Origin of the sequence: Algibacter sp. Ld11 (genome assembly GCF_045066735.1) — a bacterium.
GTDB lineage: Bacteria > Bacteroidota > Bacteroidia > Flavobacteriales > Flavobacteriaceae > Algibacter.
Window position 1 is genome coordinate 239,596 of the sequence record NZ_JBISHH010000007.1, and the last position, 23,271, is coordinate 262,866.

General features: G+C 33.4%; 30 protein-coding genes. 6 read left to right on the forward strand and 24 right to left on the reverse strand.

Going from position 1 to position 23,271, the window contains the following annotated elements:
* Positions 1–91: 91 nt before the first annotated feature.
* Genes ACJJV4_RS04085 through ACJJV4_RS04110 form a run of 6 tightly spaced genes read right to left on the reverse strand, consistent with a single transcriptional unit; the run spans position 92 to position 3,240 of the window.
* Positions 92–799 (reverse strand): aromatic aminobenezylarsenical efflux permease ArsG family transporter, encoded by a 708-nt coding sequence (locus ACJJV4_RS04085; protein ID WP_405292194.1) that lies wholly within the window; start codon positions 797–799, stop codon positions 92–94.
* Complete coding sequence (locus ACJJV4_RS04090; protein ID WP_405292195.1) at positions 800–1,237, reverse strand: nitrophenyl compound nitroreductase subunit ArsF family protein; 438 nt, start codon at positions 1,235–1,237, stop codon at positions 800–802. It abuts the gene before it with no gap.
* Between the two features lie 19 nt (positions 1,238–1,256).
* Positions 1,257–2,234 carry a permease gene (locus ACJJV4_RS04095; RefSeq protein ID WP_405292196.1) on the reverse strand — a complete coding sequence of 326 codons (978 nt, stop codon included), beginning with the start codon at positions 2,232–2,234 and terminating at the stop codon, positions 1,257–1,259.
* Positions 2,227–2,634 carry an OsmC family protein gene (locus tag ACJJV4_RS04100; protein WP_405292197.1) on the reverse strand — a complete coding sequence of 136 codons (408 nt, stop codon included), beginning with the start codon at positions 2,632–2,634 and terminating at the stop codon, positions 2,227–2,229. Before ACJJV4_RS04100 ends, ACJJV4_RS04095 begins: the two co-directional genes overlap by 8 nt.
* Before the next feature lie 12 nt (positions 2,635–2,646).
* The gene (locus ACJJV4_RS04105) at positions 2,647–2,883 is read right to left on the reverse strand and encodes a thioredoxin family protein (RefSeq protein ID WP_405292198.1); all 237 of its coding nucleotides are present in this window, start codon (positions 2,881–2,883) and stop codon (positions 2,647–2,649) included.
* Between the two features lie 51 nt (positions 2,884–2,934).
* Positions 2,935–3,240 (reverse strand): ArsR/SmtB family transcription factor, encoded by a 306-nt coding sequence (locus ACJJV4_RS04110; protein WP_405292199.1) that lies wholly within the window; start codon positions 3,238–3,240, stop codon positions 2,935–2,937.
* Positions 3,241–3,452: 212 nt separating this feature from the next.
* On the opposite strand from ACJJV4_RS04110, the gene ACJJV4_RS04115 reads away from it, so the two are divergent.
* Together ACJJV4_RS04115 and ACJJV4_RS04120 are read left to right on the forward strand one after the other, a co-directional pair.
* Positions 3,453–4,757 (forward strand): voltage-gated chloride channel family protein, encoded by a 1,305-nt coding sequence (locus ACJJV4_RS04115; protein ID WP_405292200.1) that lies wholly within the window; start codon positions 3,453–3,455, stop codon positions 4,755–4,757.
* Positions 4,754–5,095, forward strand: coding sequence for a DUF190 domain-containing protein (locus ACJJV4_RS04120; protein ID WP_405292201.1), 342 nt, complete (start codon positions 4,754–4,756; stop codon positions 5,093–5,095). The genes ACJJV4_RS04115 and ACJJV4_RS04120 overlap by 4 nt, the downstream gene beginning before the upstream one ends.
* A 41-nt stretch (positions 5,096–5,136) precedes the next feature.
* Here the strand turns inward: ACJJV4_RS04120 and ACJJV4_RS04125 are convergent, their stop codons facing one another.
* From ACJJV4_RS04125 to ACJJV4_RS04155, 7 genes are all read right to left on the reverse strand, one after another.
* Positions 5,137–6,096: a tRNA dihydrouridine synthase gene (locus ACJJV4_RS04125; RefSeq protein ID WP_405292202.1), complete on the reverse strand. Its 960-nt coding sequence runs from the start codon at positions 6,094–6,096 to the stop codon at positions 5,137–5,139.
* A gap of 178 nt (positions 6,097–6,274) precedes the next feature.
* Positions 6,275–6,940 carry a DsbA family oxidoreductase gene (locus ACJJV4_RS04130; protein WP_405292203.1) on the reverse strand — a complete coding sequence of 222 codons (666 nt, stop codon included), beginning with the start codon at positions 6,938–6,940 and terminating at the stop codon, positions 6,275–6,277.
* Between the two features lie 56 nt (positions 6,941–6,996).
* Positions 6,997–7,686, reverse strand: coding sequence for a haloacid dehalogenase type II (locus ACJJV4_RS04135; protein WP_405292204.1), 690 nt, complete (start codon positions 7,684–7,686; stop codon positions 6,997–6,999).
* 49 nt (positions 7,687–7,735) lie between these two features.
* On the reverse strand, positions 7,736–8,401 hold the full coding sequence (locus ACJJV4_RS04140; RefSeq protein WP_405292205.1) for a peroxiredoxin-like family protein: 666 nt from the start codon (positions 8,399–8,401) through the stop codon (positions 7,736–7,738).
* Between the two features lie 50 nt (positions 8,402–8,451).
* Positions 8,452–8,760 (reverse strand): EthD family reductase, encoded by a 309-nt coding sequence (locus ACJJV4_RS04145; protein WP_405292206.1) that lies wholly within the window; start codon positions 8,758–8,760, stop codon positions 8,452–8,454.
* Between the two features lie 82 nt (positions 8,761–8,842).
* On the reverse strand, positions 8,843–9,391 hold the full coding sequence (locus ACJJV4_RS04150) for a carboxymuconolactone decarboxylase family protein (protein WP_405292207.1): 549 nt from the start codon (positions 9,389–9,391) through the stop codon (positions 8,843–8,845).
* 69 nt (positions 9,392–9,460) lie between these two features.
* Positions 9,461–10,024 (reverse strand): TetR/AcrR family transcriptional regulator, encoded by a 564-nt coding sequence (locus ACJJV4_RS04155; protein ID WP_405292208.1) that lies wholly within the window; start codon positions 10,022–10,024, stop codon positions 9,461–9,463.
* 236 nt (positions 10,025–10,260) lie between these two features.
* Between ACJJV4_RS04155 and ACJJV4_RS04160 the strand changes: the two genes are divergently transcribed.
* Together ACJJV4_RS04160 and ACJJV4_RS04165 are read left to right on the forward strand one after the other, a co-directional pair.
* Positions 10,261–10,626 carry a hypothetical protein gene (locus tag ACJJV4_RS04160; RefSeq protein ID WP_405292209.1) on the forward strand — a complete coding sequence of 122 codons (366 nt, stop codon included), beginning with the start codon at positions 10,261–10,263 and terminating at the stop codon, positions 10,624–10,626.
* Between the two features lie 106 nt (positions 10,627–10,732).
* Positions 10,733–12,628, forward strand: a complete 1,896-nt coding sequence (locus tag ACJJV4_RS04165; RefSeq protein WP_405292211.1) for a SulP family inorganic anion transporter — start codon at positions 10,733–10,735, stop codon at positions 12,626–12,628.
* Between the two features lie 111 nt (positions 12,629–12,739).
* Here the strand turns inward: ACJJV4_RS04165 and ACJJV4_RS04170 are convergent, their stop codons facing one another.
* From ACJJV4_RS04170 to ACJJV4_RS04180, 3 genes are all read right to left on the reverse strand, one after another.
* On the reverse strand, positions 12,740–14,266 hold the full coding sequence (locus ACJJV4_RS04170; RefSeq protein ID WP_405292212.1) for a phospholipase D family protein: 1,527 nt from the start codon (positions 14,264–14,266) through the stop codon (positions 12,740–12,742).
* Between the two features lie 23 nt (positions 14,267–14,289).
* Positions 14,290–14,745: a pantetheine-phosphate adenylyltransferase gene (gene coaD / locus ACJJV4_RS04175; protein WP_405292213.1), complete on the reverse strand. Its 456-nt coding sequence runs from the start codon at positions 14,743–14,745 to the stop codon at positions 14,290–14,292.
* A 125-nt stretch (positions 14,746–14,870) separates the two neighbouring features.
* A complete protein-coding gene (locus tag ACJJV4_RS04180) occupies positions 14,871–15,845 on the reverse strand; it encodes a D-alanine--D-alanine ligase (protein ID WP_405292214.1) in 975 nt (324 codons plus the stop codon).
* Positions 15,846–16,015: 170 nt separating this feature from the next.
* Here ACJJV4_RS04180 and ACJJV4_RS04185 point away from each other — a divergent pair, with 170 nt between their 5' ends.
* Both ACJJV4_RS04185 and ACJJV4_RS04190 read left to right on the forward strand, forming a co-directional pair.
* Complete coding sequence (locus ACJJV4_RS04185; RefSeq protein ID WP_405292215.1) at positions 16,016–16,570, forward strand: PASTA domain-containing protein; 555 nt, start codon at positions 16,016–16,018, stop codon at positions 16,568–16,570.
* 2 nt (positions 16,571–16,572) lie between these two features.
* Complete coding sequence (locus ACJJV4_RS04190; protein ID WP_405292216.1) at positions 16,573–17,607, forward strand: RluA family pseudouridine synthase; 1,035 nt, start codon at positions 16,573–16,575, stop codon at positions 17,605–17,607.
* 190 nt (positions 17,608–17,797) lie between these two features.
* On the opposite strand, the gene ACJJV4_RS04195 is transcribed toward ACJJV4_RS04190, so the two are convergent.
* The 8 genes from ACJJV4_RS04195 to ACJJV4_RS04230 form a co-directional block, all read right to left on the reverse strand.
* On the reverse strand, positions 17,798–18,640 hold the full coding sequence (locus ACJJV4_RS04195; RefSeq protein ID WP_405292217.1) for a zinc metalloprotease: 843 nt from the start codon (positions 18,638–18,640) through the stop codon (positions 17,798–17,800).
* Positions 18,641–18,766: 126 nt separating this feature from the next.
* Complete coding sequence (locus ACJJV4_RS04200) at positions 18,767–19,045, reverse strand: putative quinol monooxygenase (RefSeq protein WP_405292218.1); 279 nt, start codon at positions 19,043–19,045, stop codon at positions 18,767–18,769.
* Between the two features lie 77 nt (positions 19,046–19,122).
* Positions 19,123–19,842, reverse strand: coding sequence for a 3-ketoacyl-ACP reductase (locus ACJJV4_RS04205; RefSeq protein ID WP_405292290.1), 720 nt, complete (start codon positions 19,840–19,842; stop codon positions 19,123–19,125).
* 160 nt (positions 19,843–20,002) lie between these two features.
* Positions 20,003–21,052 (reverse strand): ACR3 family arsenite efflux transporter, encoded by a 1,050-nt coding sequence (gene arsB / locus ACJJV4_RS04210; RefSeq protein ID WP_405292219.1) that lies wholly within the window; start codon positions 21,050–21,052, stop codon positions 20,003–20,005.
* Positions 21,053–21,055: 3 nt separating this feature from the next.
* Positions 21,056–21,673, reverse strand: coding sequence for a low molecular weight phosphatase family protein (locus ACJJV4_RS04215; RefSeq protein WP_405292220.1), 618 nt, complete (start codon positions 21,671–21,673; stop codon positions 21,056–21,058).
* Positions 21,674–21,694: 21 nt separating this feature from the next.
* Positions 21,695–22,162 (reverse strand): DUF6428 family protein, encoded by a 468-nt coding sequence (locus ACJJV4_RS04220; protein WP_405292221.1) that lies wholly within the window; start codon positions 22,160–22,162, stop codon positions 21,695–21,697.
* A 36-nt stretch (positions 22,163–22,198) separates the two neighbouring features.
* Positions 22,199–22,528: an ArsR/SmtB family transcription factor gene (locus ACJJV4_RS04225; protein ID WP_405292291.1), complete on the reverse strand. Its 330-nt coding sequence runs from the start codon at positions 22,526–22,528 to the stop codon at positions 22,199–22,201.
* A gap of 120 nt (positions 22,529–22,648) precedes the next feature.
* Positions 22,649–23,263 carry a hypothetical protein gene (locus tag ACJJV4_RS04230; protein WP_405292222.1) on the reverse strand — a complete coding sequence of 205 codons (615 nt, stop codon included), beginning with the start codon at positions 23,261–23,263 and terminating at the stop codon, positions 22,649–22,651.
* Positions 23,264–23,271: the final 8 nt, after the last annotated feature.

Genomic DNA, 23,271 nt, shown 5'->3' on the forward strand with positions numbered 1-23,271 from the left:
AAAAGAGCTCAAACATACCGTTCAATCCCTAACGCGCTAGTTTGCTAAAGGTTTTAATAGGTCTAAAGTTTTGGGTTTATCTGGTTTCTTACTAAATCAAACCTGTAAAAATCGCTATATAATACAAACCGGTTAATATAAAAACACCACCAGCAACCGTGCGCATTACCTTTTCTATTTTAGAAATACTATTATAAAATAAGCCAACTTTTCCGGCCGTAAAGGCTAATAAATAGGTAAATAAAACTACTGGTAAACCGGTTCCTAAAGCGAATATTATGGGTAAATAAAGTCCATCTGCTGATGCAATAGTCATTGGTATTAGCATTCCAAAAAATAAGGCACCGCTATATGGGCAAAAGGCTAAAGCAAAAACAGCACCAATTAAAAAAGGACCAAGTAAACCTTTGTCTTTAAATTTTTCAGATAGTTTTTCTTCAAAATTAGACTTTCCTAAAAAATTAAGTTTAATAATATTCAGCATTATTAAGCCTATTATAACGAGTAAAGGACCTAAATATTTCTCACCATTCTGGTTAAAAAATTTTGCAATATGGAATTTACTTGCTCCAAAATAAAGTATCAATCCAATAGCGGTATAACTAAAACCTCTTCCTAAAGAATAAAGTAAACCACTTAGAAACACTTTCTGTTTACTCGAAATATTTTTAGAAATAAAAGCAGTAGCTGTTATATTGGTTGCTAGAGGGCACGGACTTATAGCCGTCATTAAGCCCAAAATAAAAGCGGATAGAATTGGGATATTATAATTTTCTAAAAGTGATTTTAAAAAATCCATTTAAAGCGTTTCTAGTTCCGTATCTAATTTTGCTTTCAATGCTTTAGAAAATTCAGCTTGGTCATTGCCATTCATAAAAGCAAATTCGGTTAAATCTATTTTACTTTCTTTTCCATCTTTAATAACATTTAAAATTAAAGCTGTTCCAGAGGCTTCAAATTTTTCAGCAATTATCTCGTTCTCTTTTTCATCGACGTTAATCACCTGAAACGTAATTTTATCTGTATTTAATTCCTCTGGAAAATAATTATCCAAAGTATATTTTGTATTGGCTTCAATAGCATTACATGTCATGCATCTATGGGTAGAATGAAAATCGTAAACCTCAATTCTAGAAACCTGTTGATTTACAGTTTGTGCTTTGCTTTTCGTTTGCCCGTTGCAAGCCATTAGTATTAAAACAATGGTTGTAGTGGCTAAAAATTTTATTGTTTTCATTGGTAAAAGATTTAAGTGTTTATAATATTATATTAAATACGTATCCTGATATAATGATACATAGCGTTACCACTCCAAAAAATATTCCTATAAGTTTTAAAGACATAACTTTTTTTAATAGCATAGCTTCTGGTAGTGATAAACCCACAACGCCCATCATGAAAGCGATTGCTGTTCCTAAGGGAATTCCTTTAGCAACTAAAACCTGAGCAACAGGTAATATACCTGATGCGTTAGAATACATGGGCACGGCCAAAATTGTAGCTATAGGTACAGCAAATAGATTATCTTTTGCCATATATTTTTCAAAGAAACCTTCGGGAATATAACCGTGCATTAAACCTCCAATGGCAATCCCTATAATTACGTACGGAATAATACCTTTTAAAATATTTAGTACCTCTGCCCAAATAACAGGAAGTCTTTGTTTTAGTGTTTGTTTTTCTGCAATAAAAGTATCTTGTTCTTTTTGTGCGTTGGCCAAGATATCTTTAACCCATGGTGTTAAATATGATTCTAATTTTAATTTTTGTAAAATAACTCCAGAAATTGTACCAAGTAAAATTCCGCTCACTATATAAATTATCGTAGTTTTAAGTCCAAATAACCCCACAAAAAGCCCAATAGCAACCTCGTTAACTAAAGGTGATGTAATTAAAAATGCAAAAGTGACACCTAAAGGAATTCCGCCTCTAACAAAACCTATAAATAAAGGTACAGAAGAGCATGAACAAAACGGTGTGACTACGCCAAAAAGGCTTGCCATTAAATATTCTAGCCCATATAGTTTATTTCTAGATAAATAGTTTTTAACCTTATCTATAGGAAAATAACTATTTACTACGCCCATAAAAAAAATAATTACAAAAAGGAGTAATAATATTTTTATAGTATCGTAAATGAAGAAGTTTAGCGCTTCTGCCAAATGCTGTTCTTTGTTTAAGTTTACAACATCATAAACAAACCAATCTGCTATACTTTGTATCCAATCAAACATGGTCAATAGTTTTAATGGTACCACTTATATTACAAGATAATTTTACCGTATTGTAAATGGTGCCAAATTTTTCAATGTTCTTTTTTAGTAAGGCAGTATTAAGCTTTTTGTCTTTACTATAAATATTTAAATTGTAAGTGATGTTCTCCATTCTCGGAGGGTTTTCGAGACGTGTAGCGTTAACTTCTAATGTGGTTTTTGAATACGTAAACTTCATCATTTCTGAGAATCGCTCTACGTTTTTAAGCATACAAGCCGCAAAGGAGCCCAAGAATAATTCTGCTGGATTCGGCAAGGTTTTGGCCGTTTTTGCTGTTGTGCCAAAATCTATATTCGAGTTTTTTATATGAATAACAGCATCTTCATTTGAAAGTGAAGATGCTTGAACTTGATAATTCATAATATGAAGAGTTTAATTTAAAAGCGACAATACTTCATCTTTTGAAGGTATTCTACCTTTTACTGTTATAACATCGTCTATTACTAATGCAGGCGTACTCATTACGCTATATTTCATAATTTCTTCGATGTCTTCAATTTTCTCAATGGTTGCATCAATATTGTTTTCTGATACAACATCTTTAACAACGCCTGTCATGGTTTGACATTTTGGGCAACCTGTTCCTAAAATTTTGATTACTTTACTCATAATATTTATATTTGTTTATCGCAAATAAGCGATAGGTTTGTTAAAAAAATATCAATCAAAAAATTGAAGAAATAAAGTTTTTGCCTCCTTCCATTTTTTTTGATTAATACAGTATTTTATTTTTGGTGGTTTTAACTCTCCTTGAATTAATCCCGCAGTTTTTAATTCTTTAAGATGCTGAGATATTGTAGATTGAGCCAAAGGAAAAACCTCTACCAAATCGCCAGTAAAACAACAAGATTGATTTTCAAGATGTTTTAAAATGGCTATGCGCGTTGGATGAGCCAAAGCTTTAGCAAATTTAGCTAGTGCTTCGGTATCCTCTTTATATTCAATATGTTCTAAATTTCTCTTCATATTTATTATCGTAAATTTACGATTGATTATTTTATATAAAACTGATATTTATCATGTTATATTTTTTTACTAGTAATATATGAGCTTTATAGGAGGTGAAAAGGCATGAGCCTTTTTTATTTATATTTGCATTCTGAATTCGATTATGAGATTAACTTATAACATCTCTTTTTTTAGAACTTATATCTTGGCAGAATTATTTATTTAACCACATGGAAAAAAGAAAAATTAAAGATTTTTTATTCTCATTCGAACAAATCCCTTCTTTATTATACCTTTTTAAATGGATTATAATCTGTTTAGTATTAGGTGTTTTGGTAGGTGGCGTTTCAGCTTTTTTTCTATTAAGTTTGGAGTGGGCTACAAATTGGCGGGAATCTCATTTATGGGTTATATGGCTGTTACCTGTTGGTGGTTTTATAATTGGTTTATCATACCATTTATATGGAAACAGTGTTGTAAAGGGAAACAATTTATTACTGGAAGAATTTCATTCTCCTAAAAAAATAATTCCATTCAGGATGGTTCCACTTGTTCTGTTTGGTACTATTTTAACACATTTTTTTGGAGGTTCCGCTGGACGTGAAGGCACGGCAGTTCAAATAGGTGGCGCTATTGCTGATAGGTTTACCAAAGTTTTTAAATTAAAAAAGCGAGATCGAAAAATATTATTAATTGCGGGTATTAGTGCAGGTTTTGCTTCTGTTTTTGGGACGCCATTAGCAGGAGGTATTTTTGCATTGGAAGTTCTGGTATTAGGCCGATTGCGTTTAGATGCTATTATACCTAGTTTTATGGCTGCAGTTTTTGCCAATTATTTTTGTGAAATTTGGAATGTATCACACACCCATTATCATATTAATACGGTGGCAGAAATGACGCCTGTAAATTTATTATGGTGCTTATTAGCAGGTATTATTTTTGGACTTGTAGCCATGCTGTTTTCTAAATCGACTCATTTTTGGAGTGATCTATTTGGTAAACACATAAAATATCCTCCGCTCAGACCAGTAATAGGTGGTATTGTATTAGCCATAACTGTTTATTTAATGGGAACAACAAAGTATATAGGTCTTGGTATTCCTACCATTGTGGAGGCTTTTGATGTTAACCTAAATTCTTACGATTTTCTATTAAAGCTTTTATTTACCTCTTTTACACTTGGAGCTGGTTTTAAAGGTGGCGAGGTCACCCCTTTGTTTTTCATAGGAGCAGCCTTAGGAAATGTGCTAATCTGGTTTATTCCGTTACCTATGGCTTTACTTGCTGGTATGGGATTTGTTGCTGTTTTTGCAGGAGCAACCAACACACCAATTGCCTGTACTATTATGGGAATTGAACTTTTTGGAATAGAATCTGGTGTTTTTATTGGCTTGGCTTGTTCTACCGCATATTTGTTCTCGGGGCATTCAGGAGTGTATGCTTCTCAAATTATTGGTAGCCCGAAACACAAATTGTTCAAAGGTGAAAAAGGACTTTCTTTATCTGAAATAAATAAAAAACGAACTAAGAAATGACAGATGTAATTACGGTACGTATCTATTTTGAGTATGGGCAGAAAATAAACAATCAGTCGTTTTGGAAAAAAATATATACCTCCGATTTTTCAACAGAACTTATAAAACGAGCCAAAGCTTTCGATTTAGAACAAGTATTACACCTTAATGTAAGCAAGGGCTATTTAAATAACCAAAAAGTAAATTGGGGAATAAGTGAAATTCGCCATAGTAAACATCCGCACCTTATTGAAATAGTAGATTCTGAAATTAAAATAAATCAATTTCTAGATGAGCAAAAAGCATTTCTTCAAGATGCTAAAGTTGTTATGGTTAAGAATGAAGTGTTAATTAAATAATTCCCTTCATAGTAAAACTTCAAAGTAAACGTTGATATTATTTAAATTTTTAACTTACGTTCATTAGCTAAAATCATACTAACAGCTTGTTTGTATTTAAAAGGATTGGTAGCTTTCTTTATAGCTTTATATGTTTTCTGAGGGTTTGAGCAAGATTGCGAAAAGAATTCCCAAAAGCCTAACATTTTCATTTTAATAGGTGTTGGTCCAGAAAGATATTCATCGTACTGACTATAAATGGTATTGTGGAATTCTTCAAAAATATCCCAACGATCTTTAGGATATTCAGTTGTATCACTTTTTATCATTTGTGGTAAAAACGGATCGGCAATTAAGCCACGACCAATCATAAAATGATCTAAACTAGGGAAACGGGTTTGTATACTTTTAAAAGCTTCAACACTAGTAATATCACCATTGTAATAGAGTTTATGTTTGGTGCTTGTAATACAGCGTTCAAAGGCATCTAAATCTACAGGACCTTTATAGAGTTGCTTTCCAATACGTGCATGAATAGCTATGTTTTTAAGGGGGTATTGATCTAAAATAGGAAATACATCTAGTATTTCTTCAGCATTGTCGTAACCCATACGCATTTTCATAGATACTAAAATATCGGTTTCTTTGTGTGCGCGTTCTAAAATATTATCAATTTTCTCAGGATTGCAAATTAAACCAGAACCCATACCAGATTTAGCAACCATAGGGTATGGGCAACCTAAATTCCAATTCAATTCTTTGTAACCTAAGCTTTGTACATATTTGGCAACAAATAAAAACTCTTCGGCATCGTTGCTTATAATTTGCGGAATTACTTCTAAGGTGTCATTGTTCTCTAGAAGCAAATCGTTTTGATAAGAGCTTTTAATTTTAAACTTACCATTTAACCTAATGTATGGTGAATAAAACGTATCGATACCTCCAAAATAATGATGGAAAGCATTACGAAATCTAAAGTCTGTAAACCCCTGTAATGGAGAGGAAAGTAAAGTAAAAGCCATTTGTGTTTTATGAAGCGCAAATATAGTTATATCTTTTATGGCTTGGTAGAAAGATTTTTAATGATTTTGATTCAAATATCACAAATAAAAAACGCGTTCGTAAACCATGATTTATGTAAAACCATAGGGTACAAACGCGTTAGGATTTAATGTTTTATTTTGATAATTAAAAAAGAACCTATTCGGAAATAGGTGCGTTTTGAGCTTGTAATAATTCGGTTAATACTTGTTTAAAAGTATCTACAGGTTGTGCACCAGTTACGGCACTTTTTCTGTTGAAAACAACAGTAGGAACAGAGCTTACGCCCAATTGTTGCCAATAACCTTCTTTAGTTTTAACTTCAGAACGAATATCTTTATTATCTAATTTTGATAAACCTTCTTCAGCATCTAAACCAACATCTAATAAAGCTTGTTTTAAAACATCGCGTTTAGAAACATCTTTATGGTCAGTAAAAAAGGCTTTAGTAAGCGTCATTTTTAATTCGGTTTGTTTACCGAAATATTTTGCATATTCTAATAAAATATGAGCTTCAAAGGTATTAACCATGCGCATGCCTTCAAAATAATCGAAAGTAAAACCAAGCTCTTCTCCAGCTTCTACCATACGCTGCTTCGATTCGTTTTGTTGTTCGTCTGTAGAACCATATTTTTCGGCAATATGCTCATGTAAGTCTTGACCTTCGGCTGGCATGTTTGGATTTAATTCAAAAGGCTGCCACTCAATATCTATTTGATCTTCAACCCCTAATTCTTTTATTGCTTTTTCTAAACGTTTATATCCAACGGTACACCACGGGCATACAACATCTGATACGATATCTATCTTAAGTTTTTCTTTCATTTTACTATTTCATTTTTTGGTTTATTATTACCAATGTTTAGTTGGTTTTTTTAAACCTATTTATAGGTAACAAGAATATCTGCTACTTGTTTTAAATCGGGTAATTCAATTTCAGATTTTGGAGCTAGCGGAAATGTTTGTTGTCCTGGTCTGCTTACAAACGCAGCGCGCCATCCGGCCCAAAGAGCACCAGCAACATCCCAGCCATGGGCTGCAATTAGCATGCAGTCTTCAGGTTTTACGTTCAGTTGGTTTGCTGCCCAAGCATAAGTATCTGTAAAGGGTTTATATTTACCAGCACCTTCAATACTTAATTGTGTATCGAAATAACTTGTTAATCCGGCGCTTTCAAATTGCTTAGCCAGGCCTTCTTCCGAAGAATTTGTTAAAGCAACTAAAGTATAGCCGGTTTGTTTTAAGGCTAATAAAGCATCTTTTACTTCTGGATGAGCAGGTAAATTTCGCAAGCCAGATACAATAACTTTACGAGCTTCATCTTCAGAAATTTCAATATCATGATTGGCTGCTACCATTTGCAAAGCGGCAGCACCAATGTGTCCAAAAGGTTTGTATTGACCGCTAGCCGAAACAACTAACGAATATTGTAACATGGTGGTAAACCATAAGGGTAATAAGCCTTGATTTCCACCTAAAGCCTCTCCAACTAACTGTTTCATTTTAGTAAGATCTAAAAGTGTTTCGTTAACGTCAAAAAATAATACTTTAGGTTTTTGCTTGGTTTCCATTATGCTATGTTTTTATTTAAAAATAAAACTAACAGTTTTTAGCGAAGTTTTACTTTAAATTGTTTAATGCAGATATTATTTCTTTCGATTCAGCTCTTTCTTTATAATCTGCATCTAAAAATGCATATTGAATTATTCCTTTTTTGTCAATAACATAAGTCGCAGCAAGAGGTAATTCATTACTATTGTCTCCATTTTTTTCATTTAAACCAAATCCGTCTTGGTAGATAGAAGCAACTTCTTTAGTAAGTTCGAATACAACCCCGTATGTTTTTCCAACGGTGTTACTAATATCACTTAAAACGGTAAATTCTAAATTGTTTTTTTCTGAAGTGTTTAACGAGTTATCTGGCAATTCGGGGGTTAAAGCTAAAAGTGTTGCGCCAGCTTTTTTAAACTCGGGTAAGTGTTCTTGTAAATGATGTAGCGTGATATTACAATAAGGACACCAACCACCGCGGTACCAAGTTAAAACTACAGGACCATTTTCTAATGTTTTGTATAGGGAAACAAGTTGGTTTAAGGCGTTATTTAATGCGAAATTTGGCGCTTTATCTCCAACGTTTAATGCTTTGTCTAGTATGCCAGTGTTTACTACACTAGTAATGCCATCGGCATAAATTTGATTTTTTTCTTTAGTGAATTTTGCGATACCTGCTTTACGTTGCACGTCTAATAAGGTATCTAATTCTCCTTTGTTTTTATTTGTTTCCATTTCTATACGTATTAAGTCTGTTAGTGTAACTTCTTATTTATTAAGAAAAATTAAACCACTTGACTAATTTGAACTTGTGGTTTTACATTTGTAAAATTAGGAAGATCTGCCAAAATCGCTTCTGCATTAGCGCCGAAAGATTGTTGAAATGTTTCCATAGATTTAAATACTAAATTTGCAATAACCACATAAGGAGCGGGGTGGTCTGGAGTTGCTCCGGCTAGTCCAAAATTGATATCGGAAGATATGATAGCATCACCTAATAAATCGATTAATAATTGACTGTGGTTTTTAGTGTAATACTGCTTGTCGAATTTTAAATCGGCATTATTGGGGTACATAACTGTTAATTTAATCATGTCTTATGTTTATTAATAAACCTTCCTCACAATTGGAGGAAGGCTTGTAGCTATTAACTTGTTGTTTTGAGAGATTACTTTTTTATTTTTTCCAAGCGAAACTTTTAAAAGCATCATCAACAGGTGTGTTTGCGATGTGATTTGTATAGTTGCTAATTACTTTTTGAGACAGGCCTAAAATAATATCTAACACTTGTTGCTCACCGTATCCAGCAGCGTAAAAAGTATCTAAATCTGCTTGAGATACATTACCACGGTTACGAACTATAGATAATGTCATAGTACGAAGTGCTTCTAATTTAGAATCTGCAAGAGGTGTTTCGTTACGTAACGCTTCAGTAATAGAATCGTCAACTTTCATCATTTTCGCAATTCCTGTGTGTGCTGGTACGCAATAATGGCATGCATGCTCTACGTTAATAGTTTGCCATACTACAGTTAATTCATTCTCGTTGAAAGAAGAGTTTACAAATAACTCATGTAATTGTTGGTATGCTTTTAATAATTGAGGTGAAGCGGCTAGAACACCGTGTAATCCGGGGATCATTCCGTAAGCTTTTTGCGAATTTTCTAATAAAGGTTTGCTTTCTGTTGGAGCAGTTTCAATGTTGTGAACTTTTAAAGTTGTCATAATTTTTCTTTTTTTATTAATGTTAATTTTTCTAAACGTTCGTTTAGTTATTTGTTAAAAAAAATGGTTTTAAATATTACTGAAAATTAATTCTATATAATCTTCAATTTCCTTTTGGCTATTTACACGCGTTGCGGCTGCCAAACCATGTTTAGCTAAAACTAAAAAGTTAGCTTGTTTTAATATGGTTTCTTCATCTTTATTAGGATCTAATCTTAATTTTTCAATAAATAAATCTTTAAGATTATCCATAAAAGCAGTCATTTGCTCATTAATTAAGTCGTTTTCCTTAGATGAAAATTCATTATAAGTATTAGTTAATAAACAGCCTTTTTCATTATCTTTTTGAAGACCTATAGCTACAGAATCGTAAAAGAATTTTTTAATATCCTCAACGCCGTTTGATGCATTTTTAAAAGTTTCAAACATGGTTTTTGTTTTGTTCTTATAGCTTTTTAAGCTTTCTAAAAAAACACCGTGTTTATTGCCAAAACTAGAGTATATAGAAAATTTGTTAATGCCCATTTCTTTTTCAAGCATTTGCATAGATGTATTTTCATAACCATTGCGCCAAAACAAATGCATGGCTTTGTCTATGACATCTTCTTCTATATATTGTTTTTTTCTAGCCATTCTTTTTAAATACATTACAAAACTAAACAATCGGTTAGAAATAAAAAAATGTTTAACAAATTTTTATATATTTAATAATAGTGGTGTTTTTATTTCAATATCATAAAACGTGCTAGGTTATTGTGATATGAAATAAAGCGAAACAAAAAAAATATTATATTACAAAGGCAAATAATCCCTAACAGTTAGACGAGCTCTCCCTAAGATGTTCTTTAGCACTTGCACTTTATTATAGAATGAAAGTTTATAAATTATCATTTGGTAGCGTAATTATCATTAATCCAAACTTGGCAGAAGTTATTATTAATGAAGGAGAGGTTATCGATGCGTTAAAAGTTGATGAATATCACGATTTTTTACTTTCTAATTTAAAGGCTCCATTTTCATTACTAATTAATAAAAAATACTCGTATACATATACCTTTGAAGCTCAAAAAATTATTGGAGGCTTAAACGAAATAGAAACTATGGCGGTTGTACCATCGTCAACGGGAGGTTTAATGTCTACCGAAATGCTTCTACACATGAATGCGAATCTTGAAGGTGCTGTTAAAATTTTTATTACAAGAGATGAAGCTTTAGCGTATTTAAAAAAGGAATAATATTTAATATTTTTCAAACGTTTTAGTTATGAGTCTTTTAAATAATAAGACTTCTACTTGTCTGTCCGTATATAAAACGTAAATTTGCACCTTCAAAAAATAAACCATGACAGAATTTATAAGGAAAATCATCCCTAACGCTAAAGATGATGTTTTAGCAGGTATTACGACATCTTTGGCTATGATTCCCGAAGTTGTTGCCTTTGCTTTTGTGGCTCAAATTAGCCCAATTGTGGCTCTATTTGGAGCATTTGTAATTGGTATCGTTTCTGCTGTATTTGGAGGTAGGCCAGGTCTAATTTCAGGAGCTGCCGGTGCCGTTGCTGTCATTTTTGTACACATGATTCAGGAAGGGCATGCTAAAGGCCTTTTATTTGATCAACCGGTAGAAAATATGGGCTATTTTTATTTATTAGCGGCTGTTGTTTTAATGGGTGTTATTCAAATTTTAGCAGGTGTTTTTAAGCTTGGTAAATTTGTACGATTAATTCCGCACCCTGTTATGCTTGGGTTTGTAAACGGTTTGGCTATTGTTATTTTTATGGCACAGCTTGGTATGTTTACAGAAAATACTAAAGATATTTTTGGTCAAAATATGCGTAAAACTGAATCGAAAGAATTGGTTTATAACGTAAACAATAATGCGGTTACAGATTTAGTTTCAAATATAGAATTGTTTTCAATAAAAGATAAATCGGTTGTAAACATCAACACTGGTGAGGAGGTTTATATCATGTCCGATAATCAGGTTTTTGATGCCAAAACCAAAAAAGTAATTTTTAATATAAAAGATAACGGGTTTTATTCTGTAAAAGATAGTGGTGTTGTAAAATCTAGATTACAAGGTAGTACGCTCTATATCATGATTGGACTGGTTTTATTAACCATGCTAATTGTTTGGGGTTTACCAAAGTTAACCACTAAAGTTCCTGCGGCTTTAACAGCCATATTGATAGTGACTTTAATAGCTGTTTTTGGAGGTATTGAATCTATTAACGTAGGAGAGTTTATTAGAGATGGTGGTGGTGCAGGATTAAATGGTTTTGATGAATTATCTAAAAACCTAAATTTAGTTGAGCTATGGAGTAACTTACCCTTTAATTTAGATACTTTAAAATTTATTGCTCCATATGCCTTTTTAGCTGCTTCTGTAGGGTTGATTGAAACCTTAATGACTATGAATTTAGTTGATGAATTAACAGAATCTAGAGGTGATGGAAATAAAGAATGTGTAGCACAAGGTACAGGAAACATTCTTAGTGGTTTGTTTGGAGGAACTGGTGGTTGCGGTATGATTGGTCAAACCGTGATAAACGTTAATGCAGGTGGTCGAGGGCGTTTGTCGGGTATCATGATGGCGTTAACCTTATTAACTTTTATCTTATTTGCAGATAAATATATAGAGCAAGTGCCAATTGCAGCTTTGGTTGGTGTGATGTTCATGATGGTGATTGAAACCTTTGCATGGTCTAGTTTTAGAATCATGAAAAAAATACCAAAGTCTGATGCTTTTGTATTAGTGATTGTTTCGGCAGTAACGGTATTTTTCGATTTAGCGATAGCTGTTTTTGTTGGTGTTATTATCTCTGCTTTAGTTTTTGCTTGGGAAAATGCTAAGAAAATTAGAGCAAGAAAGCGTATTTCTGAAGATGGAAAAGTTAAAACATACGAAATTTGGGGGCCATTGTTTTTTGGTTCTATACAAGCCTTTAATGATAAGTTTGATGTTAAAACAGATCCAGAACAGGTTGAAATTGATTTTATAGAATCTCGTGTTAGTGATCATTCGGCAATAGAAGCTATTTTTAATTTAGTTGAAAAATATAAAGCTGAAGGAAAATCTATTAAACTGAAGCATTTAAGTGACGATTGTAAACTACTTTTATACAAATCGAATCCTAAATTTAGAGAGGTTATAGTTGAAGATATAGATGATCCTCGATACCATTTAGCCGCTAATCCTGAAGCTTTTCCAAAAGGACTTTCAGAATATAAATTTTAAACAAAGTATTTTTAAATAAGCAGTTTTTAGTTTTCTATATTCCAACCGTTGTGGTATGTCTATAGAAAATTAGAAGCTGTTTTTTTACGCCAAGTTTTTCAATATCAACACTTATAAAATAGCCTTTGGAAGAATCTTTCTTGTCCAAGTTTTTAAGCGCTTGTAGTTACTAACTTCGGAATCAGGGTTAAAATCTAAAGTAGTTTCCCATGAGTTTTCGGGTTTAAATTCGATTTCTATACCTTTTAAAACACCTTCAGATATTTTTTTAGAATCTACAACTACAATACATTCTGTGTTTAAATTCGCACTTCTCGGGTCTAAGTTAAAGGTGCCAATAACCGTGGTTTTATTGTCAATAACCATAGACTTAGCATGGAGCCCGAAGGTTGGTTTGTAGTCTAGTTTTTCTTGTAATTCCCCAGTCATTATGTTCGACCGTTCTTCTGCATCTGGACGAAACTCAAAAATACGAACGCCTGTTTCAAGTAATTTTTCACGATCGGTTTGGTAACTACTAAAAGCTTCAACATTATCGGTAGAGGCGAGGCTATTGGTTAGAATACGAATGCTAACACCACGGTCTACGGCTTTTTTAAACAAATTCCGACTAAGATCGGAAGTGATTAAATACGGTGTTTGAATATCTATAGAGGTTTCTGCTTTTTTTACTAAATCTATTAAGGCGTCAGTGGAACGTCCTCCGGCAGATAAGTTGTAAGCATCATCGTTTTTACCTGGTAAATCGGAAATAAAATGCACGTTGTCTAGCCAAACAAAATCGTTAGAACTTTTAATCTCGTTAAATGTTTCTGGTAGATTTTCAATACGTTTTCGTACTTGCGGCCAAAAGTTCTCAGGATTACAAGCATACGCATGAAGCTTATCAAAAGTGGTTTCTGAGTATAATTTTTCAATATCACTTTTAATCACTTCGGTTACGTCTTGGCTTAGTTCACTATCCCAAAACATTTCAAAAGACGATTTTACATTTTTAGTCTCTTTTCCTAATAAGAGAATATCTCGATCTCTAAAATTGTATTCGTGATCGTAATCAAAATATTCATTGGCTATGTTTCTACCTCCTGTAATAACAACTTTGTTGTCCACTATAAAGGTTTTGTTATGCATACGTTGGTTAGCACCTTTAAAATCGGTGGATAGTTTTTCTATTTTCTGAAAAATGTTTTTACCTAAATTAATTCCTGGATTATAAATTCTAACCGAAATGTTCTCGTGAGAATTGAAGGTTAAAATATCTTCAATATCTGCATCGACCATAATATCGTCTACTAAAATGCGCACTTTTACGCCACGGTCTGCAGCACGTACCAAATAGTCACAAGCAATAAGGCCAATATTATCTGTAGAGAATATAAAGTATTGTATATCTATGGTTTTTTCGGCATACTCAGTTAGCCATGCTCTGGCTACCATAGAGCCACTCCCATCTTCTAAAACATAAACACCCGTTTTATTGGCCATTAAAGGTGCTACATCTTCAAGGGCTGTAGATAGTGTAAAACTATCGTCACGATGTATATTTGAACAAAAATCTGTGATAATAGTTGCTGTGTTATGGTCTTTACAAGACGTGAGTGTGAGACATATTAAAATACAATAAATTCGAAATTTCAAAGAAAACGGAGGTTTATAAGGTGTTATTTAATACGTACGGTATCGGGAACTAATTTGGTGTAATCACCATTGTTTCTAATAACATCCCGCACTATTGAAGACGCTATGTACGATGTTTTTGCTGCTGTTAATAGAAAAACAGTTTCTATAGCAGCGAGATCTCTGTTGGTATGTGCAATAGCTTTTTCAAATTCAAAATCGGCTGGGTTTCTAAGTCCACGTAAAATAAACTCAACACCAATTTGTTCACAGAAATGAACTGTAAGCCCTTCATAAGTCACTACTTTTACCTTAGGTTCGTCAGCAAAAGTATTTTCAATAAATGCTTTTCTTTCTTCTAAAGTAAACATATATTTTTTGTCGGCATTAACACCAATGGCCACAATAATTTCATCAAAAAGTGTAACCCCACGTTTTATAATATCGTAATGCCCTAATGTTATCGGATCGAATGATCCTGGAAAAATAGCTCGTTTCATTAAGTTGGTTTTATTCCTAAGAAATTTAGGAAATGTTTATCGGTTAGTAAAGATACAAATCTAAAATTCAAGTTGTAATTGGACTTTTAGTTTATGTGGTGCTAAAAGCCCAATAATATTGATTGTTATTTTAAAGCTTCTTCAATTGCGCTATCAAACAAATCACTTAAACTAATTCCTGCTGCTGCTGCTTGTTGTGGCAAAATACTTTCTCGTGTTAAGCCCGGAATGGTATTCATTTCTAATAAATGGGGTTCACCATCTTTAAAAATATACTCGCTACGGCTAAAACCTTTCATCTTTAAAACCTGATAAACCTTTTTTGCAAGCGCATTTACTTGGTTTTCTTGCTCTTTTGTTAGTCTGGCAGGCGTTATTTCTTGAGATTTTCCTAAATACTTTGCTTCATAATCAAAAAAATCATTTTCGCTTACAATTTCCGTAATCGGCAATACTTTTATTTCGCCCTTGTATGTAATTACGCCAACAGATACTTCCGTGCCATCTAAAAAAGATTCTATAATAATTTCATCATCCTCTTTAAAAGCAGTATCGATTGATGGCTGTAAATCGGCTTTAGTATGGGCTTTAGAAACACCAAAACTACTACCAGCCTTATTGGCTTTTACAAAGCAAGGTAAACCTACTTTTGCTATAATATCATCTTCATTTATAATGTCTCCTTTATTCACAAAATAAGATTCTGCAGTTTTAATTCCGTAAGGTTTTAGTACGCTTAAACAATCACGTTTATTAAATGTAACGCCTGCTTGGTACATATTGCAACTGGTTTGCGGCATATTTAGCAACTCAAAATAACCTTGCATTAAACCATCTTCTCCGGGTGAGCCATGTATGGCATTAAATACGCAATCGAAGGTTGTTTTACTTCCGTTTACGGTTATCGAAAAATCATTTTTATCAACAGGAAATTCTTCATTATTAGTATCTACATAAACCCATTTATCTTTAAATATATGAATTCTAAAGGCGTTATATTTTGTGCTGTCTAGAGATTCAAAAACCACATTTCCGCTGGTTAAAGAAATTTTATACTCGCTAGAGTAGCCTCCCATAATAATGGCAATATTTTTTTTCATTTGTATGTGTTTATGCTTTCCGCGAAAGCGAAAAAATCTTTATTCCGTCTAAAACCAATAATAAAACGTAATTATTGATAGTTATTATTAGTAAAGCTAAAATATCATATAAATTGCAAAAGAAAAAACAGTTCTGTTTTTATATCTTTGCCTAATCATAAAAATTATACATGAGCATTATTAAATTCCTTGTTAGCAAAACTTTTTTTAAGCAATTAGCATTAGCTATCGTTGCAATTGCGGTACTTTGTTTCATTATGTTGAAATGGTTAAACGTATCTACAAACCATGGTGAATTTGAAACCGTACCTGATTTAAAAGGAAAGTCTATTAATGTGGCCGAAATTGAGTTGAGTGAGAATAATTTAGTGATGCAAATTCAAGATTCTGCAAACTTCAACCCGAACTATCCTAAGTTTTCGGTAATTGAGCAAGAGCCACAATCGGGAACACAAGTAAAAGAGAATAGAAAAATATATTTAACATTAAACCCATCGGGATACCGTAAAATAGAGGTTCCAGATTTAAAAGAACGCACATACCGCCAAGCCAAACCAACTTTAGAAGCCTTAGGTTTTAAAGTTGGAAAACTAACTTACGAAGACAATATTGCTGAAGATATGGTTTTACGAATGAGTTACAAAGGCAAAACCCTCGAGCCTAGCGATAAGTTAGAAAAAACTTCGGTTATCGATTTGGTTTTAGGTAACGGCAACAGACCTTAATTATGGACGCATACACACCCCAATTACCCGACGAAGATAATCTTTACGAGCACCATTCATTTACCGTAGATAAAGGGCAAACACCTCTTAGAATCGATAAGTATTTAATGAATTTTGTTGAGAATGCGACTAGAAATAAAATTCAGGCGGCAGCAAAAAACGGTAGTATTTATGTTAATGATGAACCTGTAAAATCGAATTATAAGGTAAAACCTTTCGATGCTATTCGTGTGCTTTTTGCGCACCCACCATTCGAGAATTTGTTGGTAGGAGAAGATATTGATATTGATGTGGTTTATGAAGATGACGATTTATTAGTTGTTAATAAAGCTCCAGGTATGGTTGTGCACCCAGGTCACGGCAATTACTCGGGGACTTTAATAAATGCATTAATACATAGGTTCGATAATTTACCAAATAACTCCAGTGAACGTCCCGGTTTGGTACATCGTATTGATAAAGATACAAGTGGGCTTTTGGTAGTTGCCAAAACCGAAGAAGCTATGGCGCATTTATCACTTCAATTTGCCAATAAAACCAGTGAGCGCGAGTACGTTGCTATTGTTTGGGGTAATGTAAAAGACGAAAACGGAACCGTGGAAGGCAACATTGGTCGCCATCCTAAAAACCGTTTACAGAACACCGTTTTCTTTGGTGACGATGAGGATAAAGGTAAACCAGCCGTAACGCATTATAGTGTTTTAGAACGTTTAGGTTATGTAACGTTGGTGTCTTGCAAACTAGAAACAGGACGTACACACCAAATACGTGTGCATATGAAACATATAGGGCATACCTTGTTTAATGATGAGCGTTATGGTGGCGAAAAAGTACTAAAAGGAACCACTTTTACAAAATACAAACAATTTGTAGATAATTGTTTTAAAGTGTTACCAAGACAAGCATTACATGCAAAAACATTAGGTTTTGTGCACCCTAGAACCGGAGAGTTCATGAGGTTTGATACTGAAATTCCAGATGATATGCAGCAATGTATCGAAAAATGGAAAACCTATTCTAAACATCAAGAAATATAATTTTTTTGCGTTACCACAAGGGTCGGGCTTTCCGCTATATCTTTTTACAAAGTATAGATACACTTTTGGAGTAACCACATAATAAAAAAAGCCTAGACCAACCATAGTCTAGGCTTTTTTGTTTTTGTAAAAAGGATGCCGCATCAATCCCTAACGCATTATCCGCTAGGGTTTAGCTCCAACTCAGTGTTTACACATTTGCAGAGTTAAGTAATCCCGTTCTATACATCATTATTTGTTCTTTAATTCGAGTTTCTTGGGCTAAGGTCAACTCGTCCATCCAATCATCATCCACATAATTCATATAGTTATGGATAGGAGCATAGTCGTCTTGGCTACATGCATTATGCGGTTGGCCATCTTCAGGTTTTCCGTAGTTTGGACTACTGTGTGCAGGTGTATCGTTTACATGATCGCCAATGCCATCACAACCTCCTTGAAAGGTGTGGTATAAGCCTAGCCAATGGCCAACCTCGTGTACAGCCGTCATCCCTAAATTGTATGGAGCAGCGGTTCCTCCTGGTAAAGATTCATCAAGCATAACAACACCATCTAAAACGGGGTCTCCAGCCAAATCGAACGGAAATGTCGCCCAACCTAATAAGCCTGAAACTAAACCGCCGGTATAAAAATTGAGGTATTCGTGCGGATCTGCACCAAGGGATGTTTTGGCTTGTCGCTCACTAGCCGATCCGTGGCCCATATTATACCAGTTTACATTATCAATAAACTTTACGTCTTGTTCAGAGTATGTAAATGTTAAGGCAGCATTAGCATAAGCCTTATTTAAAAGCTCAATCTGTTGTTCTCTTTGAGTTTTTGTTATCAAGCCACGAGAACCATAAGTAATATGATGAAAACGTACTTCAATGGTTAAGTCAGAAAATAATTGACGCCTCGTTTTGTTGGCTGTAATTTCTTCATCAACTCGCAAAATATCAATTGGAGTCGGGATTTTTGTAGCACAACCACGTCCGTATCTTATAAATTCTTCTTGATTTTCAAACTCTTTATTATTAATGAAGAAAGCCATAGTAATTACGTGTTATATGTTTGTTATTTTTTAAAAGAAAAGAGCCTAAAAAGGCTCTAATTTGATGATACTAAGTTAGCCGAAATTTATTACAAAGTCAAGCTTTTATTTTATCATATTTTCAGTTTAAAAAACTTCAATAATGGGTTCTTTGGCTAAAAGTGGCGTGATGTTTTTTACGAAATCTAAAAAATGCTCGGATGCATTATGGATTTCAATAGCTTCTGCATTCACGTATTTTTCATGAAATAGGAATTCTGTTTCGTTATCCACTTCGTTTAGTAAGCGGTATTGTAAGCAGCCAGCCTCAGCATTACTTTGGGCTACCATAGTTTTCGCTAATTTTAAAAAAGCTTCCGTTTTTGTTGCTTGCACACTTATTTGCGCTATAATTACTTTTTCCAATGTATGAGTTTTTAAGATTTGATGTAAAAAAAAGCGGAAATTTCAACTGAAAATTCCGCTATATATGTATCTTTTATCTATGGATTTGTAGACCATAAAGCAGCACCTTTAAGCATAGCGCGCCTTGGTAGTTTTAAGCCAGCAACAATTAATTCTGCAAAATCTTCTGGTTGTAGAACGCTGTCTTCAGAATCTTTAGTGGCAATACCTAAATCTATAGACATGTCGGAGGCTATGGTGCTCGGTGTTAATGTGCAAACACGAATATTATTTTTTCGTACCTCTTTCATTAAAGATTCCGACATACCAATTACAGCAAATTTTGAAGCTGAATATGCCGATGTACTTGCGTTTCCGCTTAAACCAGCAGTGGATGATACATTAATAATATCGCCTTCATTTTTATCGATTAAGTATGGTAAAACCTCTTTGGTTACGTAATACATACCCATTACATTGGTTTGCATAATTTGACTCCATTGGCTTACTTCCATATCGTTAAACGTTCCGAAAGCGGCAATTCCTGCATTATTGACTAAAATATCTACTGTGCCAAGGGTGTCAATAATTGTTCTAATGGCGGTTTTTACTTCTTCGTAATTTCCAACATCAAAAACAGAGTATATGGCTTTAACACCATAGGTTTCTAGCTCGGCAACAGTTTCTTTTAAAACAGCTTCATTTCTACCTGTAATAGCGACATCTATGCCTTCTTTTGCAAATGCAATTGCTGTTGCTTTACCTAATCCACGGCTTCCACCAGTGATGATTGCTTTTTTGTTTTTCATAGTTTTTATGTTTGTGTAGCTTCTAAAATAGATGAATTACTCTTTTAAATAAAAGTAATTAAAATTTTAAAAAGCATGTAAATAGTTATATTAAATAAAGGTAACCAATACACGATTGATTACCTTTTTTCTATGTTGAATTATATTTTTTTTAACTATTCTGAAAACACTATGCAGGGACTTTATCGTAGTACTTTTTCTTCAACCAAAAAGAAACGCGAACTAATAGTATTAATGCTGGAACTTCTACTAACGGACCAATAACTCCAGTAAATGCTTGGCCTGAGTTTAAACCGAAAACGGCAATGGCAACAGCTATGGCAAGTTCAAAATTATTTCCAGCTGCAGTAAAGGCAACTGCTGCTGTTTTATCGTAAGTGGTTCCTGTTGCTTTGGTTACAAAAAAGCCAATAATAAACATAACTGTAAAGTAGATAAGTAATGGCACTGCAATAATTAAAACATCCAGTGGTATCTCTACAATAAGCTCGCCTTTTAGAGAAAACATAACAACAATAGTAAATAATAGGGCGATTAAGGTTAGCGGTGAAACAGTTGGAATAAAAGTGTTTGTATACCAATGTTCTCCTTTTAATTTCACTAAAATTAATCGACTTAAAATACCTAATAGAAATGGAAGTCCTAAGTATATGGCAACACTTTCTGCAATGGTTGCAATAGAAATATCTACAATGGCACCTTCAAAACCAAAATAGGGAGGAAGAACTGTTATAAAAAGCCAAGCATAAAAGCTGTATGCAAATACTTGAAAAATACTGTTTAAGGCAACTAAGCCTGCTCCGTACTCACTGCTTCCGTCGGCAAGATCGTTCCATACTAAAACCATGGCTATACATCTTGCAAGGCCAATTAAAATAAGGCCAACCATGTATTCCGGATAATCGTGTAGAAATGTTATAGCTAAAATAAACATTAAAACAGGGCCAATAATCCAGTTTAATAACAAGGATATAGACAATAGTTTTGTGTTTTTGAAAACCATTGGTAATAACTTGTAATTTACTTTTGCAAGTGGTGGATACATCATTAAAATTAAACCAATAGCAATAGGTATATTTGTTGTGCCACTGCTCATGCTATTTATAACATTTGGGAAAGTAGGGACAAAATAACCTATACTGACACCAATAGCCATGGCAACAAAAATCCATAGGGTTAGATTTTTATCTAGAAAACTTAGTTTTTTAGTAGATTTCATGGTCTATGATACTATTTGAGAAAATACATAAAATAATTCGGTGGCAATTTGTAAACTGCGCTCTTCATATTTTTCTGCTTGTTGCGGAGTATTATCAAAAGCTTTAGGGTCTTCAAAAGTTATAGGAATTCGTTTTTCAGCACCAGCAATAAACGGACAACCATTATCGGCTTGAGAGCACGTCATTACCGCTGCAAATAGCGCTTTTGGATTAAAATCGCTATCTAACTTTTTAGAAAACCCAATAACAGGATGTGAGTTGTCGGAATACTTTATACTATAAATGGGGTTATTCGTTTCGGCTATTTTATTTATTTTGAACCCAGATTTTTTTAAAGTTTCAGCAATCATAGGAAAAAGTGCTGTGGCTTCTGTTCCTCCGGAATAACAAAATACATTTTTAACGTTGAAATAATGTGCCATGGTTTGTGCCCAAGTTTGCGACAAATGACTGCGTCTAGAGTTGTGTGTGCAAATAAAATTAATTCGAATATCTTGTTTAATGTTTACTTTGAGTTGAATAAAATCAACAAGAGGTTTTAGCTCTTTTTTTCGCGAATCTGGTATGGTTTCAACACTTAAAGTTGAAATTACTCTATCTATATCATTGTATACTGTCATAATTTTTGTTTGTTTTAAAGATTAGCAACAACCACTTCCTGGTGCGCAAGAATTGCCTGTTTGAATATCTGAGAATTGTAGTTTTGGTTTTTCGGCAGGAATACCACATTGATCTTTAGCTAAACAATCGGTTTGCTTAGTTGTTAATACAAAGTTAGTACCGTCGAAATCTAAGCCAAATTTACCAATGGTTTCTGCTTGGTATTCTACTTCAATTTCTAAATCTGCAATATTTAGGGTTTTTTCGGAAAGCTCAATAATGTTTAATAGTTTTTCTGGGTGTAACCTATGGTCGTAATCATTTGCATTCCAAAGCTGAAAATTTACAACAGTTTCGTTTCTTTCCGTTCCTCCGCAATCTATAAAGTGTTTTGTTATTTTTCCAACTTCCGTTACGTGAAAATGATTTGGTACCAATTCGCCGTTGGGTAATTTAAAAGCAATTTTACTCAATCGTCTTAACTCGTTTTTAATTTCTGATAGTTTCATAATTCAAAAGTTTTGTATTAATATTTTCAATTGTGGTTAACAACAATCTGTTTTAGGTAAATCTTGATTTAGGAAAGTATTCATTACGGCTTTCATTTTTGTCCAATTTTCCGAATCGATACAATAGCAAACGCTTGTGCCTTCAACATTTCCTTTAATTAAACCTAAAAGTTTAAGTTCTTTTAAATGTTGAGAAATGGTGGGTTGTGCTAAACCTATTTCATTTACCAAATCGCCGCAAACGCAAGTGTTTGTTCTGAATAAATATTCTAAAATAGCTACACGTGCCGGATGTCCAAATGCTTTAGCAAATAAGGCAATCTCGTTTTGTGAGTCTGTAAATATTTCTGTTTTAGCTAATCCCATTTTACTTAATTGTTTCATTGCAATATTACGATTAATAAGCGAAACAACAAATTAGTGAGCGTTAATTTTTTAGCTAGGACGCTTCTATATAATAAAGAGAGTATTAATGAGGTGTATCAACTAGCCTAAATTTACAGGCCTTGTTTCTGCTGTAAACTGTGTTCCATCATCAAGTGTAATAGAGAATTTAAGCGTCATGCCTTCAACTTCAACTCTTTCGTTTTTATCGGCAAATTCTATGTAAGACTTTCTAAAAGGTTTAAAGAAGTTTTTGTCTTCACTTCCTGCGTTTAGTAGATTTATCCAATTTTTAATGGAGTATCTAGTATTCATCATATCATCTCTTTCTGTATAATTTCCAGAGAGTAATAAGTTACATTGATATATATTGAAGTTTTCTAAGTCTATAGGTTCACCTGGAGCTGTGTTAAATAATTTTACATTAGAAGTTATTGAAAAATCGGAAACAGGAGTGTGTAATTTATCAAAAGATAAAACACATGCATTTGGTTTTCCATTTGGATTTGGTTTCGTGTCAGGTTCTGGAAACTCTAGTATAGCTCTGTATTCAAAACTCTCCACAGTAGCTTGGGTGTTATCTAGAGGTTCCAAATAAGCTGCATTTGTTAATTTTAAACTTGTAATGCCTAAGAGACAGATACCTGAATCGTCTTTACAGCCAACAAAAGGTAATTGTAGTAAGATTACAGCTAAAAGGATAACGTATTTTCTCATCGATTTCG